General features: G+C 67.5%; 21 protein-coding genes. 5 read left to right on the top strand and 16 right to left on the bottom strand.

Annotation, left to right across the window (positions count from 1 at the left end; genetic code table 11):
* Positions 1-25: 25 nt before the first annotated feature.
* From BMX32_RS11285 to mutS, 3 genes are all read left to right on the top strand, one after another.
* A complete protein-coding gene (locus tag BMX32_RS11285; RefSeq protein WP_089978906.1) occupies positions 26-1,312 on the top strand; it encodes an XVIPCD domain-containing protein in 1,287 nt (428 codons plus the stop codon).
* Between the two features lie 37 nt (positions 1,313-1,349).
* The gene (locus BMX32_RS11280; protein WP_089980233.1) at positions 1,350-3,029 is read left to right on the top strand and encodes a type IV secretory system conjugative DNA transfer family protein; all 1,680 of its coding nucleotides are present in this window, start codon (positions 1,350-1,352) and stop codon (positions 3,027-3,029) included.
* Between the two features lie 330 nt (positions 3,030-3,359).
* A complete protein-coding gene (gene mutS, locus BMX32_RS11275; protein ID WP_244511503.1) occupies positions 3,360-5,945 on the top strand; it encodes a DNA mismatch repair protein MutS in 2,586 nt (861 codons plus the stop codon).
* A 284-nt stretch (positions 5,946-6,229) separates the two neighbouring features.
* Here mutS and BMX32_RS11270 read toward each other — a convergent pair whose 3' ends face one another.
* From BMX32_RS11270 to htpX, 4 genes are all read right to left on the bottom strand, one after another.
* Complete coding sequence (locus BMX32_RS11270) at positions 6,230-6,628, bottom strand: RNA-binding S4 domain-containing protein (RefSeq protein WP_089978903.1); 399 nt, start codon at positions 6,626-6,628, stop codon at positions 6,230-6,232.
* 36 nt (positions 6,629-6,664) lie between these two features.
* Positions 6,665-7,570 (bottom strand): AEC family transporter, encoded by a 906-nt coding sequence (locus BMX32_RS11265; protein WP_089978899.1) that lies wholly within the window; start codon positions 7,568-7,570, stop codon positions 6,665-6,667.
* A 112-nt stretch (positions 7,571-7,682) separates the two neighbouring features.
* Positions 7,683-9,548 (bottom strand): molecular chaperone HtpG, encoded by a 1,866-nt coding sequence (gene htpG / locus BMX32_RS11260; protein WP_244511502.1) that lies wholly within the window; start codon positions 9,546-9,548, stop codon positions 7,683-7,685.
* A gap of 129 nt (positions 9,549-9,677) precedes the next feature.
* A complete protein-coding gene (gene htpX, locus BMX32_RS11255) occupies positions 9,678-10,568 on the bottom strand; it encodes a protease HtpX (protein WP_089978892.1) in 891 nt (296 codons plus the stop codon).
* Between the two features lie 197 nt (positions 10,569-10,765).
* On the opposite strand from htpX, the gene gluQRS reads away from it, so the two are divergent.
* On the top strand, positions 10,766-11,647 hold the full coding sequence (gene gluQRS, locus BMX32_RS11250; RefSeq protein ID WP_089978889.1) for a tRNA glutamyl-Q(34) synthetase GluQRS: 882 nt from the start codon (positions 10,766-10,768) through the stop codon (positions 11,645-11,647).
* A 56-nt stretch (positions 11,648-11,703) separates the two neighbouring features.
* Positions 11,704-12,444 (top strand): acetoacetyl-CoA reductase, encoded by a 741-nt coding sequence (gene phbB / locus BMX32_RS11245; RefSeq protein ID WP_089980228.1) that lies wholly within the window; start codon positions 11,704-11,706, stop codon positions 12,442-12,444.
* A gap of 19 nt (positions 12,445-12,463) precedes the next feature.
* On the opposite strand, the gene BMX32_RS11240 is transcribed toward phbB, so the two are convergent.
* The 12 genes from BMX32_RS11240 to BMX32_RS11185 form a co-directional block, all read right to left on the bottom strand.
* Positions 12,464-13,570 (bottom strand): catalase family protein, encoded by a 1,107-nt coding sequence (locus BMX32_RS11240; RefSeq protein WP_089978887.1) that lies wholly within the window; start codon positions 13,568-13,570, stop codon positions 12,464-12,466.
* 58 nt (positions 13,571-13,628) lie between these two features.
* Positions 13,629-15,293 (bottom strand): ShlB/FhaC/HecB family hemolysin secretion/activation protein, encoded by a 1,665-nt coding sequence (locus BMX32_RS11235; RefSeq protein ID WP_170843639.1) that lies wholly within the window; start codon positions 15,291-15,293, stop codon positions 13,629-13,631.
* Positions 15,294-15,373: 80 nt separating this feature from the next.
* Complete coding sequence (locus BMX32_RS11230) at positions 15,374-16,912, bottom strand: collagen-like triple helix repeat-containing protein (protein WP_089978881.1); 1,539 nt, start codon at positions 16,910-16,912, stop codon at positions 15,374-15,376.
* Positions 16,913-17,292: 380 nt separating this feature from the next.
* On the bottom strand, positions 17,293-17,598 hold the full coding sequence (locus BMX32_RS11225) for an STAS domain-containing protein (RefSeq protein WP_170843637.1): 306 nt from the start codon (positions 17,596-17,598) through the stop codon (positions 17,293-17,295).
* An 11-nt stretch (positions 17,599-17,609) separates the two neighbouring features.
* Complete coding sequence (locus BMX32_RS11220; RefSeq protein WP_089978879.1) at positions 17,610-18,788, bottom strand: methyl-accepting chemotaxis protein; 1,179 nt, start codon at positions 18,786-18,788, stop codon at positions 17,610-17,612.
* A gap of 17 nt (positions 18,789-18,805) precedes the next feature.
* Complete coding sequence (locus BMX32_RS11215; RefSeq protein ID WP_089978876.1) at positions 18,806-19,918, bottom strand: protein-glutamate methylesterase/protein-glutamine glutaminase; 1,113 nt, start codon at positions 19,916-19,918, stop codon at positions 18,806-18,808.
* Between the two features lie 84 nt (positions 19,919-20,002).
* Positions 20,003-20,662, bottom strand: coding sequence for a chemoreceptor glutamine deamidase CheD (cheD, locus tag BMX32_RS11210; protein ID WP_089978873.1), 660 nt, complete (start codon positions 20,660-20,662; stop codon positions 20,003-20,005).
* The gene (locus BMX32_RS11205) at positions 20,659-21,531 is read right to left on the bottom strand and encodes a CheR family methyltransferase (RefSeq protein ID WP_089978871.1); all 873 of its coding nucleotides are present in this window, start codon (positions 21,529-21,531) and stop codon (positions 20,659-20,661) included. The genes cheD and BMX32_RS11205 overlap by 4 nt, the downstream gene beginning before the upstream one ends.
* Before the next feature lie 3 nt (positions 21,532-21,534).
* Positions 21,535-23,250: a methyl-accepting chemotaxis protein gene (locus BMX32_RS11200; RefSeq protein ID WP_089978867.1), complete on the bottom strand. Its 1,716-nt coding sequence runs from the start codon at positions 23,248-23,250 to the stop codon at positions 21,535-21,537.
* A 53-nt stretch (positions 23,251-23,303) separates the two neighbouring features.
* Entirely contained in the window at positions 23,304-23,819 is a 516-nt protein-coding gene (locus BMX32_RS11195; protein WP_089978861.1) for a chemotaxis protein CheW, read from the bottom strand.
* Between the two features lie 202 nt (positions 23,820-24,021).
* Entirely contained in the window at positions 24,022-26,004 is a 1,983-nt protein-coding gene (locus BMX32_RS11190) for a chemotaxis protein CheA (RefSeq protein ID WP_089978856.1), read from the bottom strand.
* Positions 26,005-26,040: 36 nt separating this feature from the next.
* Positions 26,041-26,403 carry a response regulator gene (locus tag BMX32_RS11185; RefSeq protein WP_089978853.1) on the bottom strand — a complete coding sequence of 121 codons (363 nt, stop codon included), beginning with the start codon at positions 26,401-26,403 and terminating at the stop codon, positions 26,041-26,043.
* Positions 26,404-26,413: the final 10 nt, after the last annotated feature.

Raw genomic sequence — 26,413 nt, 5'->3', positions numbered from 1 at the left:
CACGTACGCATAAGGACATTCGACCATGACAGCGAAGCAGAACGCGGACTACCTCCTCGACGCGGCCATGAAGGCCGGCATCACCGATCCGAAGGAGCTCGGCAACTTCATGGGCCAGATGCACGTCGAGTGCGGCGGCTATGGGCGCATGAGCGAGAACCTGAACTACTCCGGTGAGCGCCTGCTCGAGGTCTTTCCCGGCCGTAACGGCATGGATACGCCTGCCGAGGCCAACCGCGTCGCCGCCGGTGGCCCTGAGGCCATCGCCAACGCCGTCTACGGCGGGGCGTGGGGCAAGAAGAACCTCGGCAACACCGAGCCCGGCGACGGCTGGACCTTCCGCGGCCGCGGCTACGTGCAGCTGACCGGGCGCGACAACTACGAGCGCGTCGGCAAGGAACTCGGTCTCGATCTGGTCAGGCACCCGGAACTTGCGGAAGACAAAGCCATCGCGGCGAGAATCGCCGTGCATTACTGGAAAGACCGCGTCGTTCCGAACCACGATCAGAACGACGTGAAGAAGGCCTGTTTCGACATCAACGGCGGCTACAACGGCCTGCCCGAGCGCAGGAAGGCCGCCGAGTCGTGGGAAAAGGCGCTGCAGAATGGCTACAAAACGAACGGTCCGGAGGCCCTTCCCACACAGGCACATAGCGTCAGCCGTCAGCACCTGTCGAAGGACAAGGTCATCCACGTGCAGGAGCTGCTGCGCGCTCAGGGATATGTCGATTCGAAAGGCAAGCCGCTCGATCCCGATGGCGCGATGGGCAAGGAAACGAAGGCGGCGATCGAGAAGTTCCAGACGGATCACAAGCTGAAGCCCGATGGCATCGTGGGGCCGGCGACGCTCAAGGCCCTCGAATCCGGACGCGAATCCAGCCACGACGCTCCACATGCCACGAACGGGCCGCTTCTCGACGATGCGGCCCACCCGGGTCACAGCATGTTCCGTCAGGCGCTCGGTGAATTGCAGAAACTCGATGTCGCCCATGGTCGCCCATCGGGCGAGCACACCGAGCGCGTTGCCGGCTCGCTCACGGCATCCGCCACCGCCGCCGGCATGGATCGCATCGACACGGTCGGGCTGAGTCACGATGCTACGCGCGTCTACGCGGTGCAGGGCCAGGAGCATTCGCCGTTCAAGAAGGTAGCGGATGTCGACGTGATGCAGGCCGTGCAGACCCCGCTCGAACAGAGCAGCGCACAGGCGCACGCCAGCGGCCAGTCGCACGCGCAGACCGCGGCGGCCCTCGCGAGCTCGCAGCAGCTCGCTGAAACGCAGGCACAACAACAGAACACACGACACGTTTGATCGGACATCCCAGGGAACGAAGGCAGATCGAAGCATGATGAAGAACAGGGGTTTGTGGGCGCTGGTGCTCGGCATCGTCGCGCTGGTCGCGGGTAACTTTCTCTCGGGGTGGCTGACGTTGGCCTTCCTCCGCCTCAGCGACGTACCGACGGGCTGGGGCACGTACTGGAGCTACGTGAGGGCGCTGAACCACCCGCAGGTGCAGCAGTACGCGTGGCGTATCGAGACCGCCGGCATCGTCGGGTTCCTGCTGCCGATGATCGCGTGGCTGTTCGCGCTCTACCTGCTGATGAAGCGCAAGGCCAAGGCCATCCACGGCGACGCACGCTTCGCCACGGCCGCCGACCTGCGTAAACAGAAGATGCTCTCCGAGGCACCGAACGGCATCCTCGTCGGCAAGTTTGGCGGCAACCTCGTGCGGCTGCCGGGCCAGCAGTTCGTGATCCTCGCTGCGCCGACGCGCTCGGGCAAGGGCGTGGGCGTGGTGATTCCGAACCTGCTCGACTACCAGGAATCGATGGTGGTGCTCGACATCAAGCAGGAGAACTTCGACCTCACCAGCGGCTGGCGTGCGTCGCAGGGGCAGGAGATCTTCCTGTTCAACCCGTTCGCGGAAGACCGTCGCACGCATCGCTGGAACCCGTTGACCTACGTGTCCAAGGACCCGGCGTTCCGCGTGTCCGACCTGATGAGCATCGCCTCGATGCTGTATCCGGACGGATCGGACGACCAGAAGTTCTGGGTAAGCCAGGCGCGTAATGCGTTCATGGCGTTTTCGCTGTATCTCTGCGAGAAGTGGGAAGACGACGAGAAGCACGGCCGCCCGGAAATCGTGCGGAGCAAGCCGACCTTGGGCATGATCTATCGCCTGTCGTCGGGCGACGGCACCGATCTGCGCGAGCTGTACACGCGTCTGTCGAAGGAACCGTTCCTGAGCGCCAACGCGAAGTCCGCCTTCGCCAACCTGCTCTCCCAGGCGGCCGAGACGTTCGCGTCGATCCTCGGCACGTTCAAGGAGCCGTTGAACGCGTGGATCAACCCGGTGCTCGATGCCGCCACCAGCGACGACGACTTCCTGCTGACGGACGTGCGCCGCAAGAAGATGACGATCTACATCGGCATCCAGCCGAACAAGCTGGCCGAAAGCCGTCTGATCGTGAACCTGTTCTTCAGCCAGCTGATCAACGTGAACACCAAGGTGCTGCCGCAGAACGACGCGTCGCTGAAGCACCAGTGCCTGCTGCTGATGGACGAGTTCACGTCGATCGGCAAGGTGGAGATCATCGCCTCGGCGGTGGCGTACATGGCGGGTTACAACATTCGCCTGCTGCCCATCATCCAGAGCATGGCGCAGCTCGACGCCGTGTACGGCAAGGACGTATCGCGCACGCTGATCACCAACCACGCGCTGCAGATCGTGTACGCCCCGCGCGAACAGCAGGATGCGAACGACTACTCCGACATGCTCGGTTACACCACCGTAAGGCGCGAAAACGTCACCCGGAGCAAGAAGGGCGACGTGTCGAAGAGCCATTCGGAAGAGAAGCGTGCGCTGATGCTGCCGCAGGAACTGAAGGCGATGGGTCCGGACAAGGAAGTGTTCTTCTACGAAGGCATCCCGCACCCGGTGATGTGCACGAAGATCCGTTACTACCAGGACCGGTACTTCACCCAGCGCCTGCTGCCAAAGGTGACGGTGCCGACGCTGAGGCTCTGATGGGGGTTGGCGCGAGCTTCTACGAGAGCTCGCCGCTGTAGCGGCTCCTACAGGAGCATCGCTCGCTCGTGTGGGGGGCTTGCGGCAAGCACCCTTCGCCAGCAGGCTGGCTCCCACCAACGGCTGGCCCCGCGACGCGCGCTTGTCCGTGGGAGCGGCCTTGGCCGCGATGGGGCTTGCCGCAAGCACCCATCGCCAGCAGGCTGGCTTCCACCACCCGCTGGCCGCCCCCTGGCGGGCGCGGCTTCTGCACCCCCGTGCCCGGTCCCTTAGAATGTCCGGCTGGCGTGCCATGGGTGGCGCGCCGCCACGTATCGACCGAAGAACACCATGGCTATCGCTGAAGACCTCTCCGCCACCTCGGGGCACACGCCCTTCATGCGCCAGTACCTGGCCGCCAAGGCGGAGCATCCCGATATCCTGCTCTTCTTCCGGATGGGCGACTTCTACGAGCTGTTCTACGACGACGCCCGCAAGGCGGCGCGGCTGCTCGACATCACCCTGACCCAGCGCGGCCAGTCCGCGGGTGCGCCGATCCCGATGGCCGGCGTGCCCTATCACGCCGTGGAGAACTACCTCGCCCGGCTCGTGAAGCTGGGCGAGTCCGTGGCGCTGTGCGAGCAGATCGGCGATCCCGCCACGTCCAAGGGGCCGGTGAAGCGCGAAGTCGTGCGCATCGTCACGCCGGGTACCGTGACCGACGCGGCGCTGATGGAAGAACGTCGCGACAATCTTCTGCTGTCCATCGCCGCCGGCGCCAAGGGCTACGGGCTCGCGTGGGTCGATCTCTCGACCGGCCGCTTCCTCGTGACCGAAGTGGGGTCCCCGGAAGGCCTCGCGGCCGAGCTCGCGCGCCTCCAGCCCGCCGAGACGCTGGTGAGCGAAGACGTCGCGTGGCCGAAGCTCGTGTCGTCGCTGCCGGGCGTGCGCAAGCGCCAGCCGTGGCACTTCGACGTCGATGCCGCCACGCGCGAGCTGTGCCGCTTCTTCCGCACGCGCGACCTCCTCGGCTTCGGCGTCGACGGCATGTCGCTCGCCATCGCCGCCGCCGGCTGCCTGCTCGGCTACGTGGAAGAAACGCAGAAGAGCGCCCTGCCCCATCTCACCGGCATGGCCGTGGAGAACGCGGGCGAGACGATCGCGATGGATGCCGCGACGCGACGCAACCTCGAGATCGATACGCACCAGAGCGGCAACGTCGACAATACGCTGCTCGGCGTGCTCGACGAAACGGTGACGCCCATGGGCGCGCGCCTGCTGCGCCGCTGGCTCAACCGGCCCTTGCGCGACCGGCAGGTGCTGCGCGGGCGCCACCAGGCGATCGGCAGCCTCATCGATTCGCGCCGGCACGTATCCCTCCGCGAGCGCCTGCGCGGCGTGGGCGACCTCGAGCGCATCCTCGCGCGCGTGGCGCTCCGCTCCGCGCGGCCGCGCGACCTGTCCACGCTGCGCGACGGCCTCGCCGCCGCGCCGGCGCTGCGCGACGAGATCGCCGGCCTCGACAGCCCGCTGCTCCACGGGCTCGTGGATCGCATTGGCGATCATGCCGACACCGCCGACCTGCTCGCGCGCGCCATCGTGCCTCAGCCGCCCGTGCTGCTGCGCGACGGCGGCGTGCTCGCGGAAGGCTACGACGCGGAGCTCGACGAGCTGCGTCGCCTGTCCACGAATGCCGATCAGTTCCTGGTCGACATGGAAGAACGCGAGAAGGCGGCCAGCGGCATTCCGACGCTGAAGGTCGGCTACAACCGCGTGCATGGCTACTACATCGAGATCACCAAGGCGCACGCCGACAAGGCGCCACAGCACTACACACGGCGACAAACGACGAAGAACGCCGAGCGGTACATCACCGAAGAGCTGAAGCAGTTCGAGGACAAGGTGCTGTCGGCGAAGGAGCGCTCGCTGATGCGCGAGCGCGCGTTGTACGAACTGCTGCTCGACAAGCTGATCGAACGCCTTCCCGAGCTGAAGATCGGCGCCGCCGCGATGGCCGAACTCGACGTGCTCGCCGATCTGGCCGATCGCGCCGAGGCTCTCGACTGGGCAGCGCCCGTGCTCACCGACGTCGCCGGCATCGCCATCGAGCGCGGTCGGCATCCTGTCGTCGAGAAGGTACGAGACGAGCCGTTCGAGCCGAACGACCTCGCTCTCGATAAGGGCCGACGCATGCTGGTGATCACCGGCCCGAACATGGGCGGTAAGTCGACCTACATGCGCCAGAACGCCCTGATCGTGCTACTCGCGCACATCGGCAGTTACGTCCCCGCGTCGGCGGCGACCATCGGTCCGATCGATCGCATCTTCACCCGCATCGGCGCGGGTGACGACCTGTCGCGCGGCCAGTCCACCTTCATGGTGGAAATGAGCGAGACGGCGAACATCCTGCACAACGCCACGGATTGCAGTCTCGTGCTGATGGACGAGGTCGGTCGCGGCACCAGCACGTACGACGGCCTGTCGCTCGCGCGCGCGGCCGCCGTGCACCTCGCGGCCACGAGTTGCGCGTTCACGCTGTTCGCCACGCACTACTTCGAGCTGACCGAGCTGGCGGGCGATTTCCCCACCATCGCCAACGTGCACCTGGATGCCGTGGAGTACGGCGACCAGCTCGTCTTCATGCACACGGTGAAGGATGGCCCGGCCAACCGCAGCTTCGGCCTCCAGGTGGCCGCGCTCGCGGGATTGCCGAAGACCGTCATCGCCGACGCGCGCCGGTACCTGGCGGCGCTTGAGCAAGGGCACGAAGTGACCGCCGCCGTGGCGCCGGCCACCGCGCCGGCACCGCAGATGGGCCTGTTCGCGCCGCCGTTGCCGTCGCCGGCGGAAGAGGCGCTGCGGGCGCTGGATCCGGACGACCTGTCGCCTCGCGAGGCGCTGGAGCAGATCTACAAGCTGCGGAAGATGCTCGGGTAAACGGATGTCCGGCAGGAGCCAGCCTGCTGGCGATGGTGCTTGCCGCAAGCGCCTATCGCCAGCAGGCTGGCTCCCACCAGAGCCTTTCCGATTGACGGACGCTATCGATGCGATCCGAACAAACGAATTCCCTCGATCGGTCCCGTTTCCTATAGTTCGCTCACGGGCCAGACGACTCTCCAGGCCAGCGGCCCGTGAATCCCCCGCCCCATCCCGCGTCAGCAGCCCGGGGTGGGTGACGGGGGATGTTTTTGTGCGCCAACGCTGGCTCCCACCAGATACGCTCAGAGCGTTTTCTTCAGATCCTGGATGAGCCGACGGGCGCGCTTGTCGGGCCGCGCGTCGGGCCGCAGCAGCGCGCCGCCCGTGAGGCGGCGATCTTCGCGCTGCCGTTCCCGCTCGGCGATGCTGGCGTCGGTTTCCGCATAGAGCTTGCGCGCTTCGGGCGCCGGGCCACGCTTCGCCGACAATGCGACGACCACGCACACCAGCCGCTCCTCGCCACGCACGATGCGCAGCGTGTCGCCCACCTGCACGACCTTGGCAGGCTTGCACGCGGCATCGTTCACTTCGATCTTGCCGCCGTCGATCGCCTGCTTGGCGAGGCTGCGGGTCTTGAAAAAGCGCGCGGCCCAGAGCCACACGTCGGCACGGACGCCGGGAGTCGTCGGGTTATCGGTCATGTGACATGCATGCGGCCGGATCGGTCGATCCCAAGCCTATCCCGCCGGAAGAAAAAGGTTGCCGATCGGGATGGTCGCCAGCGACAGCAGGATGCCCGCACCGAGCACGGTGTTCGCCAGCCGCGGCTCCAGATCGTACTGGTCGGCGAGGATCGCCGCCGAGATCATCGGTGCCATCGCGGCCTGCAGCACGCCGACGGTCAGCGTGAGCCCACCGACGCCTGCCGCCACCCCGATGCCGAGCACGACCAGCGGCGCCAGCAGCAGCTTCCACGCGAGGCCCATGGTGAGCGCACCGGCCTGCTCGCGGCGAAGATGCAGGCGGAACTGCAGGCCGACCGAGAACAGCGCCAGCGGCGTCAGCGTCTGCCCGATCTGTAGCAGCGTCTTCTCGACGGCCGCCGGCCACCCTCCGAGCAGCCCCACGACGATGCCGATCACGAGGCACACGAAGGCCGGAAACGTGAGCACCCGGCGGACGATTGCCGGAACGCTCGCACCGCGTCCCGAGTACGTGGACGCCACGACGATGCCGCCCGCGGCGAGCATGGGAAAACAGCCGAGCTGGTCGGCGATCACGGCGATGGAGAGGCCCGGCTTGCCGTGCAGCGCCTCCATCATCGGGTAGCCGATGAACGAGGTGTTGCCGAGCCCGCATACCAGCGTCAGGCAGCCGATACGCTGGGGCGTCCAGTGAAAGACGCGGCCGAGCGTGGCGAAGAGCGCCCATGCGCCGAGGAACGTCACGTACATGCCGACGACCGGGAACCAGAGGTTCGTGTCGATCGTGACGTGCGGCACCAGCGCGAGCACGAGCGCGGGAAGCGCGATATTCAGCACCCACCAGTTGATGCCGGGGACGATACCGTCGGGCAAGGTGGCGAAGCGTCGGCTCAGGATGCCGAGTGCGAGGCAGACGAAGAGGATGAAGAGCGCGGACATGCGGGGACGATAGCAGCCTCGCCATAGGGTGGGAGCTAGCCTGCTGGCGATGGGTGCTTGCCACGAGCACCCATCGCCAGCAGGCTGGCTCCCACCAGAGCCCCCCGCGGGTTTAACCCAGCAACACCCGGTTCATGCGCTGCACGAAGGCGGCCGGGTCGGCGAGCTGCGCACCGGCCGTGATCTCCGCCTGCTCCAGCAGCAGGTTCGCGAGATCCGCGGCACGCGCGTCGTCGGCTTCACCCGCCAGACGCTGCACCAGGGGATGCGACGGGTTGAGCTCGAGCGCGGGCTTGGAGTCCGGCACGTCCTGGCCGGCCTCGCGAAGCAGTCGCGCCAGATGCGGGGCGAGGTCGAAGTCGGCCAGCGCCAGACACGACGGCGAATCCGTCAAACGTGCCGATACGCGGATGTCGCCGACGCGATCGCCGAGCAGCGACTTCGTGCGCTCGATCAGCGGCGCGGCTTCGGCGCTGGCGGCTTCCTGCTTCGCCTTCTCGGCTTCGTCCAGCGGGAACTCGCCCTTGGCGACGTTGCGCAGGCGCTTGCCTTCGTACTCCGTGAGGTAGCCGAGCATCCACTCGTCGACGCGATCGGACATCAGCAGCACTTCGATATCCTTCGCCTTCAGCGCTTCGAGCTGCGGGCTGCCGGCGGCCGCGGCGTAGCTGTCCGCCGTGACGTACCAGATGGTGTCCTGACCCACGGCCATGCGACCGATGTAGTCGTCGAACGACACCGTCTTGGCGGCCCCGTCGCCCTTGGTGGAGGCGAAACGCAGGAGCTTCGCGATCCGCTCGCGGTTCGCGTTGTCTTCGACGATGCCTTCCTTCAGCGTGTTGCCGAAGCCGGCGAGGAACGTGGCGAACTTCTCCGGCTCGTCGCGCGAAATCTTTTCGAGGAGGTCGAGCACGCGTTTGACGCAGGCGCCCTTGATGCGCTCGAGCTGACGGTTCTGCTGGAGGATTTCGCGGCTGACGTTCAGCGGCAGATCGTCGGCATCCACCACGCCGCGCACGAAGCGCAGGTAGTTCGGCAGCAGTTCTTCCGCGGCGTCCATGATGAAGACGCGCTTGATGTAGAGCTTGAGGCCCTTGCGCTCTTCGCGGCCGCCCATCATCAGGTCGAACGGCGGCTGCTCCGGCACGTAGAGCAGCGTGGTGAAGCTCTGCGAGCCTTCCACGCGGTTGTGCGTCCACGCGAGCGGATCGTTGAAGTCGTGGCCCAGCGCCTTGTAGAAGTTCTGGTATTCCTCGTCCGTGATCTCGCTCTTCGGACGCGACCACAGCGCGGACGCCGAGTTGATCGTGGTCCATTCGGTCGGATCCGGCTTGCCGTCCTTCTCGGCCGGCATCCTGATCGGGAACGCCACGTGGTCGGAGTACTTCGTCACGAGCGAGCGCAGCTTCCAGGCGTTGAGGAATTCGTCCTCGTCGGCCTTCAGGTGCAGCACCACCGTGGTGCCCCGCTCGGTGACGTTGGTTTCTTCGAGCGTGTATTCGCCCTTGCCGTCGCTTTCCCAGCGCACGCCCGACTCGATCGGCTGACCGGCGCGACGCGTGATGACGGTGACGCGGTCGGCCACGACGAAGGCGGAGTAGAAGCCCACGCCGAACTGGCCGATCAGGCGGGCGTCGGCCTTCTGGTCGCCGGACATGGCTTCGAGGTAGCGACGGGTGCCCGAGCTGGCGATCGTGCCGATGTTGGCGACGACCTCGTCGCGGCTCATGCCGATGCCGTTGTCGCGGATGCTGACGGTGCGGGCTTCCGGATCCCACGTCACCTGGATGCGCAGGTCGGTATCGCCGTCGGTCAGGGAGGGATCCGCGATCGCCTCGAAACGCAGCTTGTCGCAGGCGTCCGACGCGTTGGAAATGAGCTCGCGAAGGAAGATTTCCTTGTGCGAGTAGAGGGAGTGGGTCACCAGGTGCAGGACCTGCGCGACCTCGGCTTCGAACTTACGTGTTTCCTGGCTCACGATGCCGTTCCTTCAGGGTGGACAGACCCTGAATTATGGGGTCGGGAGCGACGCGGAAAAAGGGCCGCCGGGCTTGCCGGCGGCCCGCCGCCCAGAAGAAAAAAGCCGCCCCGGAGGGCGGCTTTTCCGTTACCGCGCGTTCTGCAGCGCGGCGATGCGTTCCTCGATCGGGGGGTGGCTCATGAACAGCCGCTTGAAACCCGAGGCCAGGTGGCCGGAAATGCCGAAGGCCTGGATCGTCTGCGGCAACGACGTATCGCCGTGATTGCCGGAAAGCCGCTGCAGGGCCGAGATCATGGACTGACGGCCCGCAAGGTTGGCGCCCGCCGCGTCGGCGCGGAATTCGCGCCAGCGGGAGAACCACATCACGATCATCGACGCGAACAGGCCGAACACGATCTGCAGGACCATCACGACCACGAAGTAGCCGATGCCGCCCTCGCCGTCACGCTCGCGGCCGCCGCTCATCCAGCTGTCGACCACGCGGCCCACGACACGGGCGAGCACGATCACGAGCGTGTTGAGCACGCCCTGGATCAGGGTCAGCGTCACCATGTCGCCGTTGGCGACGTGGCCGATCTCGTGGCCCAGCACGGCCGACACCTGCTCCCGATCCATCTGCTGGAGCAGGCCGGTGCTCACGGCCACCAGCGCGTTGTTGCGCGACATGCCGGTGGCGAACGCGTTCATCTCCGGTGCGTCGTAGACGGCGACCTCGGGCATGCCGATGCCCGCCTTGTCGGCATGGCGGCGCACGGTCTCGAGCAACCAGCGCTCGGATTCGTTCTGCGGCTGGGTGATGACCTTGGCACCCGTGGACCATTTCGCCGTCCACTTCGAGATGATCAGCGAAATGAAAGCGCCGCCCATGCCGAACACGGAGGCGAAGACGATCAGCCCCCCGATGCCCATGCCGCGCTGGGCGGCCCACTGGTCGATGCCGAGGACGTGGCATACCGCGGTCAGCAGCAGGATGACCGCGAGGTTGGTGGCGACAAACAATGCGATGCGTTTGAACATGGTTTTCTCTCTCATGGCGGCTGGCTGTGTGGCGCCGCCCGATGTCATTTTTCGGGGCGAAGACTGAACGATTCAATGCCCTCGCCCGCTTTGCCGCAAGGGGACCCTATGCCAGACGGCTGGCGTGCGTCCGGGCATCACCTACACTGTCGCGCACCTGTCACTTTTCACTTGAGAAACCTCTCAATTTCGACCCCATGACCGCCCTTCGCTACCGAGGACGCTTCGCACCGTCGCCCACCGGCGCCCTGCATTTCGGGTCGCTCGTGGCCGCCGTCGGCAGCTGGCTCGTCGCCCGTCACCATGAGGGCGAGTGGCTCGTGCGTGTCGAAGACATCGATCCGCCGCGAGAGGTTCCCGGTTCCGCCGCGTCCATCCTGTCGACGCTCGACGCCTTCGGGCTCGCGCCCGATGCGCCACCGGTCTATCAGTCGCAGCGTGACGCCCTTTACGCCCAGGCGTTCGAACGGCTTCGCGACGGCGGGCATCTGTTTCCGTGCTGGTGCAGCCGGGCCGAACTTGGGGCGCATGGCGGCCTGCATCGGGATGGCCGGTGCATCGCCGCCCCCGACCCGTCCCGTCCACCCGCATGGCGCCTTCGCTCGCCCGACCGCGTCGTCGCGTGGCGCGACGACCTGCAGGGTCCGCAGGCGGAGAACCTCCGCGACGTCGCCGGGGATTTCGTCATCCGTCGCGTGGAGGGGCTCTGGTCCTACCAGCTCGCCTGCGTGGTCGACGACGGCGAACAGGGCATCACCCATGTGGTTCGCGGTGCGGACCTGCTCGACTCCACCGCCCGGCAGATCGCCCTGCAGGGCCTGCTCGGCCTGCCGACGCCGGGCTATCTCCACCTGCCGCTCGTGGTCGACGCGGAGGGCCGGAAACTCTCGAAATCGACGGCCGCCCTCCCCGTGGACCCCGCCGATCCGCTGCCCGCCCTGCGCGAGGCCCTGGCGTGGCTCGGCGTCGACGGACCGCAACCGGCGACGTCGCCCGGGGCCCTCCTGCGCAGCGCGCTGGAGCGGTTCGCGCCTGCGACGCTCCGCCGCAGTAGTCTTACCACCGGCACGACGCTATAACGAAGGTTTGCCCGCGCGCGGGCCACGACAGGAAACAGGCGAGGATGAAGCAGGGCATGACGCAACGCACGGCACTGGTGACCGGCGGCACGGGCGGCATCGGTACGGCGATCGTGCGCTACCTTGCCCGCCAGGGCCATCGCGTGGCCACCAATTACCGCGACGAGGCCCGCGCGGCCGCCTGGCGCGAGGACATGATCCGCGACGGCATCGACGTGGTGATGGTGCCGGGCGACGTCTCGGACCCCGTCTCGGCCGAGTCGATGATCCGCAGCGTGGAGGACCTCGCGGGGCCCGTCGAGATCCTGGTCAACAATGCCGGCATCACGCGCGACACCACCTTCCACAAGATGGACTACCAGCAGTGGACCGAGGTGGTGAACACCAACCTCAACGCGTGCTTCAACGTCACCCGTCCGGTGATCGAGGGCATGCGCTCCCGCCAGTGGGGCCGCATCGTGCAGATCAGCTCCATCAACGGGCAGAAGGGCCAGTACGGGCAGGCGAACTACGCGGCGGCGAAGGCCGGCGTCCATGGCTTCACGATTTCGCTCGCCCAGGAGAACGCGAAGTTCGGCATCACCGTGAACACGGTGTCGCCGGGCTATGTCGGCACGGACCTCGTGATGGCGGTGCCGGAAGACATCCGCGCGAAGATCGTGGCGCAGATCCCCGTCGGCCGTTTGGGTCGCCCCGAGGAGATCGCCCATGCGGTGGCCTTTCTCACCTCCGAAGACTCCAGCTGGATTACGGGATCGAACCTCGCCATCAATGGCGGGCACTACATGGGGTGGTAACCCGGCTGGATCCCACCCGTCAAAGCCCGAGTTCCTCGATCGTCTTCGGTTCGCGAATCGTCACGCCATTGTGGTGGGCGCGAAACTTCGCCATCACCTTGTAGGCCACCCGGCGCGCGCGCATCACGGACCCCAGCGGCCGGTGAGCCACCACCCCGTGCCAGGGACTGAAGGCCAGGCCGTCGTCGATGGCCGCCCGACGGGCCGCGTTCCACGCCGCCTGCGGCGGAACGACGATCCGCGCCACGTCCAGGTACGGGCTCTTTTCCTCGGGCCAGACGACGGAAGCGTCTTCGATCGGCATGGTTTCCGGATCGGTGCAGAACTGCACGCGCACGTCCCATTCACCACCCTGCGCCGCGAAATGCTCGACCATGGCGTCGCGTAGCCCGTTGGGCTTGCCGTTGACGTTGAGCGTGGCGTCGGTCAGCGCGGTCAGGTTGGGCGAGTGCGGCGCGACCGACACCTTCACCACGTAATCCCCGAAACGCAGCGGCGCCTGCGAAAAATACGTGTCGCCCAGCGGGTTCGTCTCGGGCTGCCCGCCGAGCGCGAGCAGTGTCGGGCTCTTGCCGCCGAAGGCTTCGATCACGCGCTCCGTGCCGCGCAGCACGGCGGAAAGCGCCTTCTTCGCGCCCTCCGCGCGGTCGGTCGTCGCGGCCACCAGCTTGAGCGTGCCGGCGAAACGCTTCGCGTTGGGCGCCGAGAACGCCGGGCCGTTCACCATCACGAAGTCCTGCGTCACATCGCCGTCGCTGCCGGGGAGCCGCTCGCCCTCCACGCCCACGATCTTCACCGCCATCCCGCGAGGGGTGGAGACACTGTCGTCGAGGATGTCGCCCGGAACCGTCGAAAGACGCATCACCAGCGGATAGCGGCCCGGCTTCGCGAAGATGCCCTGCGCCAGCTCGCGAGGGAGGTCGTCGGGGACGACGAGTTCGCCTGTCAGCAGCGCGTGGCTCTTGGCATGCACCGACCGGTGGGCGTGGTTCTCGTGCTCGAGCGTCGTCTGGTTGATCCGGGTCAGGGTCTCGATCAGTTGCTCGACGGTTTCGGCTTCGTCGGGCTCGATACGCTCCAGCGTCTCGTCGAAAAGGATCGGCGGCGGGGAGAGGTTGAGAGGCATGGGGTGGCTCGGCGCTGGCGTGTCGCAGGATCTTGGCGCCGGCCACGTGAAGGCCCGGTCACATGAGCTTGTAGCTGAAGGTCAGGTTCCAGCGCATGTCACGGTCGCTGGTTTCGGGCGGTTTGTCGCCCGTCGGCCAGGCGAGCGCGAAGTCGATCGAGTAGTGCTTGTTATCCGACGCACGCAGGCCGATCGCGGCGGAGTCCAGCCGATCGATCAGGGGGCGCGCGCCGTTCAGATAGACGCGCGCGCTCTGGTAGGCGACGTACGGCACCACCGATTTGATCCACGTCGTTCCCGAGACGAAGCTGCGATTGATTTCGGCCGAGGCCGCCCAGCCGCTGTCGCCCGCGGCGTCGCCGGGATCGTAGGCGTACGCGAAACTCGGACCGCCGAAGTTGATCTGCTCCGTCGACGGGAGCGCGGCGTCGCTGTACTGCCCCGTCGCGCGAAACACCGTACCGAGCCCGTGCGCCCATTGCGACGACCACGACAGGTTGCCGGTGTAGCGCGTGAACGAGGCGTCCGGCGTCGCGAGGCCGAGGCCACCGACGTTGCTCACCGATCGGGAATACGCACCGAGTCCGGCGAAACCGTGCGCGACGCCGATCGCGAACTGTCGCGTCTGCTTCGTGCCGACCTTCAGCCACGACATCTCGGCGTTGAGCACACGCACGCTGGACTGCAGCGCCACCATCGCGCCCGTATCGACGTTGCGGTAGCGATCGTCCTGGCGCGACGCGTAGATCCCCAGGGTGAGACCCACGCGCTCCGTGTTGCTCAACACGATCGGATAGATCGCGGCGAGTGCGAGCCGCTCCTGCGTCAGACGATGCGCGAGGTTCGATGGCAGCTGCTCGTCCGAGTCGGGCTGACCCCAGTAGCGGCTGGCATCGACCTTCGCCTGCCATCCCCGCGACCCGACGGGCTGGAGATAGCCAGCCGAATAGAAACGCTGCCCGCCCCCGTTCGGGAACAGCGTCGACAGCGTGAGTTGCTCGCCCAGCGGCGTGGCGCCGTTCTCCACCAGCGAGAAGACGCCCTGAGCGCCCGGGTGATTGAAGTCGAGACCGTAACTCACGTCGTAACGCTGCCGCGTCACCGACAGATCGAGCGCCGTCGCCCCATCGGTCGTCGTCGGTGGCGCGACGTTCGCGCCGATCTTCACGCCCGGCAGCTGGCCCAGCAGCTGCGTGTAGCGCTCGAAGGTCTCCTGCCGCAGCGGCCGTTCGCCGACGATGTGCGCGGCCATCGCGCGGATGCGGGCGTCGAGGTTGCCTGCGTCGCCGGTGACGTTCACCGATGCCACGTAACCTTCGACGATCTGGATCTTCACCACGCCGCCCGCGAGCGTCTGCGCCGGCACGAAGGCGAACGACAACGCATAGCCACGCGCCTTGTACGCCGCGGTGACACGGTCCGCCGCGGCGATGAGATCGCGCACGGTCACGTCCTTGCCGCGCATCGGGGCGAAGGTGTCGGCCACCTCGGCGAACGGGATGGAGCGGACGCCCGTGACGTCGAAGCGCGTCGGCGTGACGTGCGTTGCCATCAGCGTTTCGAGCGCCGCGTTGGGCGCCTGCACGGTGACTTTGACGGACGGCGCCTGTTTCGGCGCTTCGACGCGTGGAAGAGTCTGCAAGGGGTTGGCGGGTGCGCGGACCTGCGCTTGGATGGAGCAGACGACGGTCATGCCAAGCAGGCAGCCGAACCATCGGGACATGGACGTTCCTCGTTCACGTGCGAAAAACGCGCGCGACCGTCGTCGCGCGCGCATACCCGGATATCGCCAGGCGCGTTACCTCACCGGCGCTTGCCGAACAGGCCCTTCAGCGGGGCGTCGCCCCCGTTCGGGTTGCTCGTGCCGCCGTTCAGGCCACCCACCAGTCCGCCGACGACACCGCCGACCGTGTTGGTCACGCCCGAGACGAGGGTATTCACCCCGGCCGCTCCGCCCGCACCGGCGCCGGAACCAGGATTCGCCACGGCGTTGATGCCGGTGACACCGGCGACGCCGTTGACGATACCGCTGGCCGCGTCGGTCACGCCGGCGAGGGGACCGCTCACGGCCGCCGATGCGCCGCCGCCGATCTGCGCCACGGTGTTGCCGACCGGGGTCGTCAGCGCCGCGAGCGGTGCGAGCGGGCCCGAACCGGCATCCGCGACAGCCGCCCCGATGCCCTTCACCGAATCGGTCACACCGATCACCGTCGGCGCCACGGTGTTACCCGCCCCCGGCGCCGCGCTGCCCAGGCCCGCATGCAACCCGCTGCTGAGCGGCGAGATCGCGCTGCCCGCATCGGCGAGCGTGTTGCCGAGAACCGACGTCAGGCCCCCCGCGGGACCGGACATCTGCGCGTTGGCGATGTTCGCGCCGAGACCCGTGACGGCCGAGCTCGCGCCGCCGACGATGCCGCCCGCCGCGTTGCCCGTCGCCGCGACGAGGTTGCCCGAATTGATCTGCGCCGCGCCGGTGCCGAGAGCGTCGGCCAGCGGGTTCACGACGTCGCTGATCGTGCCCGTCAGGGCGTTCGCGCCATTCGACTGCAACGCGCCGTCGAGCGCCTGGCCGAGCTGATCGATACCGTTGCCCGTATTCGAGACGACGTTGTCGACGAGCGACGTGATGGGCGCGATCGGGGTGCCGGCCGCGATGGTCCCGACACCGTCGCCGAGATCGTTCACCGCGCCGCCCACCTGCTGCACGGCGTCGCCGAGCACGTTCGTGGTCGTGCCGACCGGGTTGTCGATGTTGCCGATCTGGCCAAGGCCCGCGCTGGTCCCGTTGCCGATCGTGGTGATCGCGTTCCCGAGGCCGTCGACCGCGCTGCCGAGGCCCGTGCCGAGTCCGCTGTTGCCGCCGAGGATCGTGGTCGCCGGAATCTGCGACGCCACGTCGGAGACGGTGTTGCCTACCGCCGTGATGATGCCGCCCGCGCCCGTCGTGACCGCGCCGATCGCGTTGCCGGCCGCTGGCGTTCCGCCTGCCCCGCCGCCGCCATCGCCACCGCCAGTGCCACCCCCATTACCGCCACCAGTGCCGCCACCGTTGCCATTGCCGCCACCTCCGCTGCCGTTGCCGCCGCCGTTGCCGCCGCTACCGCCACCGTTGCCGCCCCCGCTACCGCCGCCGCCACCGGCGCCGCCGCCCGAGCCACCGCCCGAGCCACCGCCGTTGTCACCCGTGCCGCCGGCGCCGCCGGGCTGCACGGTGCCGCCTGCGCCACCGCCCGAGCGAGTCGAGCCGTGGCCGCTGCACGCGGTGATGGAAATCGACGCGGCGAGGATGCAGCTCGCCAGCAGCGTACGTGTCAGAACCTTGCCAAATGTCTGCTCGCTCATGATTCACTCCTTGGGCGCGTGGCGCCTTGGGTAGTGCCCCCTGCCATGTGGGAGCCGGAAAACGACTGTGATCTTCGTCACATCCGCGCAACCATGAAACGCCGCTCCCTACGCGGCAATGGCGCAAAAGCGGCAGTTGAATGAGCGTCTTCCAAGCAAATTCGGCCGTTTGACGACGCAACGTATACAGCTGTCTAAGCAGCTTCGACATCGTGTCGAAACGCCGTCGTAGTGAGAGCGGCGTCAACAATTACTCGGTGGGAGCCAGCCTGCTGGCGAAGGGTGCTTGCTGCGAGCACGTTTCGCCAGCAGGCTGGCTCCCACCGCAAAAAAAAAGCCCCGCGTTGGCGGGGCGTTCTCGAGGCACCGGGAATCCGCGATCAGTGCACGGTAAACAACTTGTCGAAGCCGGCGATGCGCAGGGTGTTGCGCAGTTCGGCACCCGCGTTGACGATGCGGATCTCGGCCCGGTCGCCGCCCGCGTGTTCACGCAGCAGCATCAGCATGCCCAGCGCCGAGCTGTCCATGCCGGTGACCTGCTCGAGATCGAGCACGTAGCTGCGCGCGGGCGCGATGTCGCCGAGGCAGGCGTCGTGGAACGCGCGGTGGATCGAGAAGTCGAAGCGGTCGCCCAGGTGCAGCGTGAGGCAGCCCTGCTCGGCGTCGTGGTGAACGTTGATGGCCATCGTGGCTCTCCTCAGAACAGGTCGATGTCGCCGGCAGCCATGGACTGCTGGAGGGCGGGGCCGCGCGAGCGCAGGCGGGCGCGTTCACGCTGCTCGGCGAGGCGCGAGCGGACACGCTGCGCACGAGCGCCGAGCTCGGAGGCTTCGGCCGGTGCGCAGGCGAGCTCTTCGATATCGCGGGTGCAGTCGGCGGTGATTTCCTGGAGCTCGACCAGGCGCGAGCGCGTCTGGTGCAGCAGCTGGCTGAGGATGTCCTCGAACTGCAGCGAACGGATGGTGGTCGACACGTCGTTGCCGAGACCGCGATTGATCGTGGCGGCCTCGTCGGCGGCGGCGCTGGTGCGTGCGTTGGACTCGGTGATCGTCGACATCATCTCGTCGATGCCGCCCTTGGCGGACAGGGCGACGTTCATGTCCTGCGAGGCCATGTGGCCCACCAGCTCGCGCAGCTGCTCCATCGCCGTGCGAGAACGCTCGACGTGCGTGCCGATCTTCTCGTTGAACTGGTTGCTGTGCTGCGCGAGGTTGCGGATCTCGCCCGCCACCACCGCGAAACCGCGACCGGACTCGCCGGCGCGCGCCGCTTCGATGGCGGCGTTGAGCGCCAGCAGGTTGGTTTCTTCGGCGATGGTGTTCACGTTCTTCAGCAGCGCGAACACGGCGTCCATTTCCTTCGCCATGCCGTCGATGCGATAGACGATGCGCAGGCTCTCGCGCGACAGCTGCACGATCAGGCCCACGAAGTGTTCGAGCAGGCCGGCCGTGCGGTCGGCGAAGTCCTGCACCGAAATGCCGGTGCCGCCACCTTCGATGATCTGACTGAGCAGCTTCTGCTGCTTGCCCGTCTTCTGCGACAGGCCGTTGAAACCGCCGCCCAGCTCGGCGACGGCATCGCGCAGCAGGTCGAGCGCCTGGTTGAGTTCGCGGCTCGCGTGGCCGAGTTCGTCGACGATGGCGCTACGCACGTCTTCCATCGCCTCGCGCACCGATGCCTCGTCGCTCGTGGCGCTGGTCAGCACCACCTCGACCTCCGGCAGCGGGGCGGGTCGCAGGCAGATCGCGATCCACGTGGCCGTCAGAAGCGCGACCACGACGGGGGCGACCCATGCGGCGTGGAACACCAGGACCAGGACGAGGGCGACCGCGCTGGCGGCGAATCCCACGATGCGTTCGTTCTTCGGAATCGACATGATGATGTCTCGGTAGTTCAGGCACCGACGCGCGCGGCGACGGATACGGGTGTATGGGCCAGCGCGAGCAGGCGCGCCGCGATGGCGTCGAGGGGCAGCATTTCGCTCGCGGCGCCGGCTTTCCAGGCGGCACCGGGCATGCCCCAGACGACGGAACTGGCTTCGTCCTGCACGAGCGTGTGGGCGCCGATCTCCTTCAGTTCGCCGAGACCGCGCGCGCCGTCGTCGCCCATGCCGGTGAGCAGGCAGGCGACGGTGGCGGCACCAACGCTCGCGGCCATGGAGCGGAACAGCACGTCGACGGCGGGCTTGTGGCGGTTGACCGGCGGGCCGTCGTGAAGACGGCAGACGTGACGCGCGCCATCCCACATCACCAGCAGGTGCTGGCTGCCGGGCGCGATGTACGCGTGGCCGGGCTGGATGGGCTGGCCGTCGCGCGCTTCGCACACGCGCATCGCGGAGCAGCCGTCCATGCGGGCGGCGAACGGACCGCTGAAGGCGGCCGGGATGTGCTGGGTGATCACGATGGGCGGCGCAGTGGGTGGCATGGCTTCCAGCACCACGCGGATCGCTTCGGTGCCGCCCGTGGACGCGCCGATGGCGATGATGCGTGTGCCGCCACGGGTGCCCGGCGACTGCGCACGCGGCAGCACGGCGTCGGCGGAGAGGCGCGGTGCGACGTCGAGCTTCGCCGCGTCGAGGCGGACCACCGCGCTGCGCTCGCGCGGCTTCGCGCCGGCGGCGAGGCGCACCTTGGCGCAGATCTCCGGCGCGTGCTCCATGAAAGTGTTGGCGAGGTCGGCCGCGGGCTTCGTGAAGAAATCCACGGCGCCCAGCTCCAGCGCGCGCAGGGTGACGTCGGCGCCACGCTCCGTGAGCGTGGACACCATCACCACCGGCATCGGACGCAGGCGCATCAGGTTGTCGAGGAACGTGATGCCGTCCATGCGCGGCATCTCGACGTCGAGCGTGAGGACGTCGGGGTTGAGCTGCTTGATCTTCTCGCGCGCGATCAACGGATCGGCGGCGGTGCCCACCACCTCGATGCCCGGATCGGACTCGAGCATGGTCGACAGCACCTTACGCACCAGGGCCGAGTCGTCGACGATGAGAACGCGTACTTTCTGCATGGGCCTTGCAACTCGGGTGGCGGGACGTCCGGCGTCGGCGAGCCGACCGGACGGTGGGATGGAGGCGGCTGCCGACGGATGCCGTCAGAACAGCTCGACCTCTCCCTTTATCGGATCGTCGGCCAATCGCTTGAGGTATCTCTTCTCGCGATCGGCCAGGCTGTGGTCGTGCATGGAGCGCAGCTGGCGCACGCGCACCTTGCCGCTCACCGGAAAGAACTGGACCTGGCGCGGGTAGATGTCGCCCACGTCGGCCGCGCAGAGCTTCAGTTTCTCCGTCGCGATGTACCGCTGCACGAAGGCGATGTTGCGCTGGCCGATGTCCGTCATGGTGGCGAGCACGCGCCCTCCCCCGAAGATCTTCACTTCGAGGTCGTCGCGCCGCCCGCCGGCCTTCAGGATCGCGTTGATCAGCTGCTCCATGGCATCGTTGCCGTAGCGCGCCGCCCTGCCGATCGTGGAGCTCCAGCTGTCACGCTCCCCCGTGGGCTCGGGGAGCATGAAGTGGTTCATGCCGCCGATCCGCAGGCGGGCGTCGCGCACGCAGGCGGAAACGCACGAGCCGAGCACGGTGGAGATCATTTCCTCCTGCCGGCTCACGTAGAACTCGCCGGGCAGGATCTTGACCGTGACCACTTCCTGCGCCGGATCCCAGAAACGGCGCACGTGCTCGAAACCCGGCAGCACGTTCTTCGGGTCGAAACCCGCGAACGTGCGCGGCTGGACGGCGAACGCGTCGCTCATGTCCGCTTCCGGTAGACGGTGCGGCCGATCAGGTCGAAGTCTTCGGACAGCCCGTACATGGACTCCGAGTGCCCCAGGAACAGGTAGCCGCGGCTCTCCAGCTGGCCCGCGTAACGGGCGAACAGGCGCTGCTTGGTAGGCTTGTCGAAGTAGATGACCACGTTACGGCAGAAGATCGCGTCGAAGCGGCCCTGCATGGGCCATTCGTGAAGAAGGTTTAGCGGCTGAATCGTGACCAGCTCGCGCAGACGAGGGTGAATCTGGACGAAGCCGTCGTAAGCGCCTTCGCCACGCAGGAACCAACGCTTGCGACGCGCGTCGCTGACGCCACCGAGCCGGTCGACCGGATACACGCCCTTGCGCGCGGCGGCCAGCGCCTGCGGCGAGAGGTCGGTCGCGAGGATCTTCGCGTCGACGCTCGCGTTGGCGCGCTCGAGCGCTTCGGCGAGCACCATCGCGATGGCGTAGGGCTCCTCACCCGTGGAGCAACCGGCGGACCAGATGCGCAGGCGTCCGCCGCGCTTCTCGTCGAGCCAGCGCGGCAGCAGCTCGTCGATCAGCAGATCGTAGTGATGCATCTCGCGGAAGAACGACGTGACGTTCGTGCTGATGCAGCTGGCCAGCTCGCCGAGCTCGGATTGCGGATCGCGGCGAAGCAGCTCGCAGTAGTCCGCGAAGCCGGGCAGCCCCAGCGCGCGCAGCCGGCGGAGCAGACGCCCCTGCACCAGCTGCCGCTTGTGGTCGCCCAGCGCGATGCCGCAGTGCTGCAACACGAATTCGCGGAGGAACGCGAACTCGGCTTCGCCGAGGTTCGGTCCCGTGGCGCCCGCCAGACCGGCGGCATCGCCGTTGTCGACGAGCGCGTTCATCGATCAGAACTCCTTCCAGGCTCCGGCGTCGGCCGACTCGGCGACCGGACGCGGGGCACGCGGGGCCGGTGCGCTGCGCACGGCGGCGAACACGGTTTCCATTTCTTCGCGCGCCGGATCCTTGCGCGGCGCCCGGGCCGCGGCGGCGGCACCGGCCTGACCCGAGATCTGGAAGAACGCGACCTGGCGGCTGAGCTCCGTGGCCTGCTCGTGCATCGCGCGGGCGGCGGCGGCGGACTCTTCGACCAGCGCGGCGTTCTGCTGGGTCATTTCGTCCATCTGCAGCACGGCGTGGTTCACCTGATCGATGCCCGCCGACTGCTCGGCGCTGGCGGCGGCGATCTCGGCGACGATGTCCGTCACCTTCTTCACGCTGTCGACGATCTCGGCCAGTGCCCTGCCGGACTGGTCGACCAGCGCCGAACCCGTGGCGACCTTGTCGGCGCTGTCGTTGATGAGGCCCTTGATCTCCTTCGCGGCGTTCGCCGAGCGCTGCGCCAGGTTGCGCACCTCGGTGGCGACCACGGCGAAGCCACGGCCCTGCTCGCCCGCACGTGCGGCTTCCACCGCCGCGTTGAGTGCGAGCAGGTTGGTCTGGAACGCGATTTCGTCGATGAGGCTGACGATGTCGGAGATCTTCTTGCTGGACGAATGGATGTCGCGCATCGCGACGACGGTCTGCGCGACCACTTCGCCACCGCGTTCCGCCTGCTCGCGCGCGCCGCGGGCGAGCTGGTTGGCGTGGCTGGCGTTTTCGGCGTTCTGCTTCACCGTCGAGGTCATTTCTTCCATCGACGACGCGGTTTCCTCGAGGCTCGATGCCTGTTCCTGCGTGCGCTGCGAGAGGTCGTCGTTGCCGCGCGAGATCTGCTGCGCGGCGGTGCTGACCGAGCCCGCGCCGTGGCGGACTTCGGCGACGATCGCGCCGAGGCGCTCGTCCATCGCACGGAACGCGCCCTGCAGCTGGCCGAGTTCGTCGCTGCGCGTCACCTGCACGTCGTGGCCGAGTTTGCCTTCGGCGATCAGGTGGGCGACCTGCACCGCATGCGACAGCGTGCGGATGATGGAGCGCACCACGAGCACGCCGATCAACAGGCAGATGGCGAGACCGAGCGCGAGCGACACGATGCTGACCGCGCGGATCGTCTTGTACTGCACGGACTCCTTCGCGAAGATCGCCGCGGCTTCGTCACGCTTGCCCTGCACGAGCTTAGCCAGCTGGGCCTGGCGCTCCATGAGGAGCGGGCGCACCTGCAGCTCGAGAACGTCGCTGGCACCCTCATCGGCGTGCGTCAGGGCGTCGAGCATGTCGGTCTTGGCCTGACCGTAGTCGGCGTTGGTCGCTTCCCACTGGTCGTACAGCTTCTTGATGTCGGCCGACATCGGCACCTTCAGGAAGTCGGCCTTCGTCCTCTGCAGTTCGTCCTGGTACTTCTGGAACTCCGCGATCTTCTGCTTCACCTGGTCGGCATTGGTGACCTTGGCGGATGCCTCACCAAGCACGACGAACGACATCAGCGAGTTCGTGGCGATGCGGTTGAGCATCTCCGACGGCACGAGTTCTTCTTCGTAAATGCGGCGCATGCCTTCGTTCTGGAAGTGCATGGAGCCGAGCCCGACGGCGGCGCCACCCAGCAGCATGAGGGTGAGCAGGCCGAGCACGCCGTAGAGGCGGCCGCGGACGGTCATCGCGGGGACTTTGAGCTTGAACTTCTTCATCACGATTCCAATCGGCAATCGCGGGACCGGCCTGGGCCGCCCGCACGTGGGCTTCAGGCGACGGCTTTTGCTTCGGACGAGGCCAGGGCGGCCTCGAGGATCTGCGCATCCTGCGGCTGGAGGAGACGATCGACGTCGAGCAGCAACACCATGCGCTCGCCGACGGACGTCAGCCCCTTGAGGTATTCGGTATCGACGGTGGTACCCATGTCAGGCACCGGACGGACGCTGCCTGGCAGGACGTCGACCACGTCGGAAACGGCATCGACCACCACGCCGAACTGCCGGCCAGCGACCATGACGATGACGCACACCGTGGTGGCGGTGTACTCCTCGCGTGTCAGGCCGAAGCGCAGGCGCAGGTCGAGCACCGGCACGATGGCACCGCGGAGGTTCAGCACGCCGAGGACGTACGACGGCGCCTGGGGGATGCGGGTGACGGGCGTCCAGCCACGGATCTCGCGAACGGCGAGGATGTCGACGCCGTATTCCTCGTTGCCAAGGTTGACTGTGAGGTACTGCACGACCTCGTCGGTCGCATCGGTGGCGGTGCTGGCGTGCTGATTCATGTCGTTCCCACGGCGGATCTGAGCGGCGGTTCGGGCCCCTTACCAGAGGCGTATCGGCCGTTGCCGCCGGGACTTGAGAGGGAAATCGACCTGTGTTCGCCCGGCAGGAACCCGCCCCGGCCTGCTGGCGAAGCGAGCTCGCGGCAAGCACCCGTCGCCAGCAGGCTGGCTCCCACCGGGCAACGGGCGGATCGATGGATGCTTACGCCGCCTTGCGGCGCGACTGCAGGCGGACGAGACCGGCCACGTCGGCGATCAGCGCCACCGCGCCGTCGGCGAGGATCGTGGCGCCGGAAATGCCCGCCACGCGGCGGTAGTTGGCTTCCAGGGACTTCACCACGGCCTGCTGCTGGCCGATGAGCTCGTCGACGAAGAGGCCGATACGAGTACCCTCGCCTTCCACGACGATGACGATGCCCTCGTCGATCGCCCGTCGCGGGCCTTCGCAGCCGAACACGTCGTAGAGACGCACGATCGGCAGCCAGTGGTCGCGGAAGCGGAAGAGCTCGCCGCCGCCGGCCACGCTACGGATGGCGTCCGGCTTCACCTGCACCGATTCCACGATCGATACCAGCGGCACGATGTAGGTTTCCGCGCCCACCGCGGCGGTGAGGCCGTCGATGATGGCGAGGGTGAGCGGAAGCGCGATGGTGAACGTGGTGCCGGACCCGTGCGTGCTGCGGATGGAAACGGTGCCGCCGAGGTCCATGACGTTACGGCGCACGACATCCATGCCCACACCGCGGCCCGAGAGGTCGGTGGTCGCGGCCGCGGTCGAGAAGCCCGCCTCGAAGATGAGATCCGCCACCGCGTCGTCGGACATGCCATCGCCGGAGGCGATGATGCCGCGCTGGATGGCTTTCGCCACGATCGCGTCGCGGTTCAGACCCGCGCCGTCGTCGGCCACTTCCACCACGATGGAGCCGCCACGATGGAAGGCCTCCATGCGCAGCGTACCCGTGTCGCCCTTGCCGGCGGCGAGCCGCCTGGCCGGTACTTCCAGGCCGTGGTCGATCGCATTGCGCACGAGGTGAACCAGCGGATCGCCGATCTTTTCCAGCACCGTCTTGTCGAGCTCGGTGGTTTCGCCGCGCATGTCGAGCACGACCTTCTTTTCGAGCTTCTGGGCGAGGTCGCGCACGAGGCGCGGGAAGCGGTTGAACACCGTGCTGATGGGCAGCATGCGGATGCTCATCACGCTTTCCTGCAACTCGCGCGTGTGGCGCGAAAGCTGGGCCAGGCCCTGGCGCAGCATGTCGAGCTGGCCCGGGTCCACGCCGTCGTGGAACTGGCTGAGCATCGACTGGGTGATGACCAGCTCGCCGACGAGATTGATCAGGGTGTCGATTTTCTCGATACCGACGCGCACCGAGCTCGCCTCGGTATTGGCGGCGACGTCGCGTACCGCGCGCGGTGCAGCCGTCGCGGGCGCCGCGACGGGCGCCGCGACGACGGGCTCGACGACCGGCACGGCGATGCGGGGGGTCAGCGTGAGGTCGCAGTCGCCGTCGACCCAGTCGAACACGCCTTCGACCGCCGCGCGCTTCGCGCCGGCATCGAGGCGAAGCGTCCACCCGAGGTACGACGACGACGCGTCCATGTCGGCCAGCGCCGGAAGCGCGGTGGCGTCGCACGAGACCTGGAGCGGACCGAGCGCAGCCAGCTCGCGGAACATGCGGGCGGGGTCGTTACCGGTCTTCAGCAGGTAGTCGAACGGGCGGAAGGCGATGTCCCAGCCTTCGATCGCTTCGACCGGCGCGGCCGCGCGAGCCGCCGCGGGCGCCGCGGCGGCGACGCCGGAGACCATCGCAGACAGCTCGGCCAGCAGGCCCTGGCTCTCGGCGGTGGCGGCGGGCTGGCCGGCCATGGACAGCGAAAGCATGTCGCGCACGGTGTCGCCCGAGCGCAGCAGCAACTCCACCACGGCCTTGTCCATCGGACGACGGCCGCTGCGGACCTCGTCCATGAGGTTTTCGGCCACGTGCGTGAACGCGGCGACGTCGGCGAAGCCGAACGTGGCCGCACCCCCCTTGATCGAATGGGCGGCGCGGAACACGACGTTGATCAGTTCCGGATCGTCGGCACCCTCGTCCAGCGCGAGGAGCGCCTGCTCCATGGCGTCGAGACCGTCGAGGCTTTCCTCGTGGAACGCCTTGTGGAATTGCGCCAGATCGACTTTGGACATGGGAAACCCTGATTGCCGGAACGTGTTGCGGGTGAATCAGCCGAGCACGCGGGCGACGGTGGCCAGCAGCTGGTCGGGGTCGAAAGGCTTCACCAGCCAGCCGGTGGCACCGGCGGCCTTGCCTTCCATCTTCTTTTCCGGATTGGACTCGGTGGTCAGCATCAGGATCGGCACGCCGCTGTAGCCGGCCATCGTGCGCATTTCGCGCACCATCGAGATGCCGTCCATCACCGGCATGTTGACGTCGGCGAGCACGAGGTCGAATTTCGTACCGCGCGCCGTATCGATCGCCGCCTGGCCGTTGTCGGCCTCGTCGACGTCGTGGCCCGCGCCGCGCAGGGTGAAAGCCACCATGCTGCGCATGGAGGCCGAATCGTCTACCGCAAGAATCTTTGCCATTGCTGCACCT

This window comes from Luteibacter sp. UNCMF331Sha3.1, assembly GCF_900109915.1.
GTDB lineage: Bacteria > Pseudomonadota > Gammaproteobacteria > Xanthomonadales > Rhodanobacteraceae > Luteibacter.
This window is presented reverse-complemented; position numbering and strand designations above follow the sequence as displayed.

Coding starts and splice junctions, on each gene's coding strand:
- BMX32_RS11190 (WP_089978856.1), bottom strand. CDS start 26,004: ATGTCCAAAGTCGATCTGGCGCAATTCCACAAGGCGTTCCACGAGGAA.
- htpX (WP_089978892.1), bottom strand. CDS start 10,568: ATGTTCAAACGCATCGCATTGTTTGTCGCCACCAACCTCGCGGTCATC.
- BMX32_RS11225 (WP_170843637.1), bottom strand. CDS start 17,598: ATGGCCATCAACGTTCACCACGACGCCGAGCAGGGCTGCCTCACGCTG.
- BMX32_RS11285 (WP_089978906.1), top strand. CDS start 26: ATGACAGCGAAGCAGAACGCGGACTACCTCCTCGACGCGGCCATGAAG.
- BMX32_RS11205 (WP_089978871.1), bottom strand. CDS start 21,531: ATGAACGCGCTCGTCGACAACGGCGATGCCGCCGGTCTGGCGGGCGCC.
- BMX32_RS11265 (WP_089978899.1), bottom strand. CDS start 7,570: ATGTCCGCGCTCTTCATCCTCTTCGTCTGCCTCGCACTCGGCATCCTG.
- BMX32_RS11280 (WP_089980233.1), top strand. CDS start 1,350: ATGAAGAACAGGGGTTTGTGGGCGCTGGTGCTCGGCATCGTCGCGCTG.
- BMX32_RS11235 (WP_170843639.1), bottom strand. CDS start 15,293: ATGTCCCGATGGTTCGGCTGCCTGCTTGGCATGACCGTCGTCTGCTCC.
- BMX32_RS11200 (WP_089978867.1), bottom strand. CDS start 23,250: ATGAAGAAGTTCAAGCTCAAAGTCCCCGCGATGACCGTCCGCGGCCGC.
- BMX32_RS11185 (WP_089978853.1), bottom strand. CDS start 26,403: ATGGCAAAGATTCTTGCGGTAGACGATTCGGCCTCCATGCGCAGCATG.
- BMX32_RS11230 (WP_089978881.1), bottom strand. CDS start 16,912: ATGAGCGAGCAGACATTTGGCAAGGTTCTGACACGTACGCTGCTGGCG.
- mutS (WP_244511503.1), top strand. CDS start 3,360: ATGGCTATCGCTGAAGACCTCTCCGCCACCTCGGGGCACACGCCCTTC.
- phbB (WP_089980228.1), top strand. CDS start 11,704: ATGACGCAACGCACGGCACTGGTGACCGGCGGCACGGGCGGCATCGGT.
- BMX32_RS11270 (WP_089978903.1), bottom strand. CDS start 6,628: ATGACCGATAACCCGACGACTCCCGGCGTCCGTGCCGACGTGTGGCTC.
- cheD (WP_089978873.1), bottom strand. CDS start 20,662: ATGAGCGACGCGTTCGCCGTCCAGCCGCGCACGTTCGCGGGTTTCGAC.
- gluQRS (WP_089978889.1), top strand. CDS start 10,766: ATGACCGCCCTTCGCTACCGAGGACGCTTCGCACCGTCGCCCACCGGC.
- BMX32_RS11195 (WP_089978861.1), bottom strand. CDS start 23,819: ATGAATCAGCACGCCAGCACCGCCACCGATGCGACCGACGAGGTCGTG.
- BMX32_RS11240 (WP_089978887.1), bottom strand. CDS start 13,570: ATGCCTCTCAACCTCTCCCCGCCGCCGATCCTTTTCGACGAGACGCTG.
- BMX32_RS11220 (WP_089978879.1), bottom strand. CDS start 18,788: ATGTCGATTCCGAAGAACGAACGCATCGTGGGATTCGCCGCCAGCGCG.
- BMX32_RS11215 (WP_089978876.1), bottom strand. CDS start 19,918: ATGCAGAAAGTACGCGTTCTCATCGTCGACGACTCGGCCCTGGTGCGT.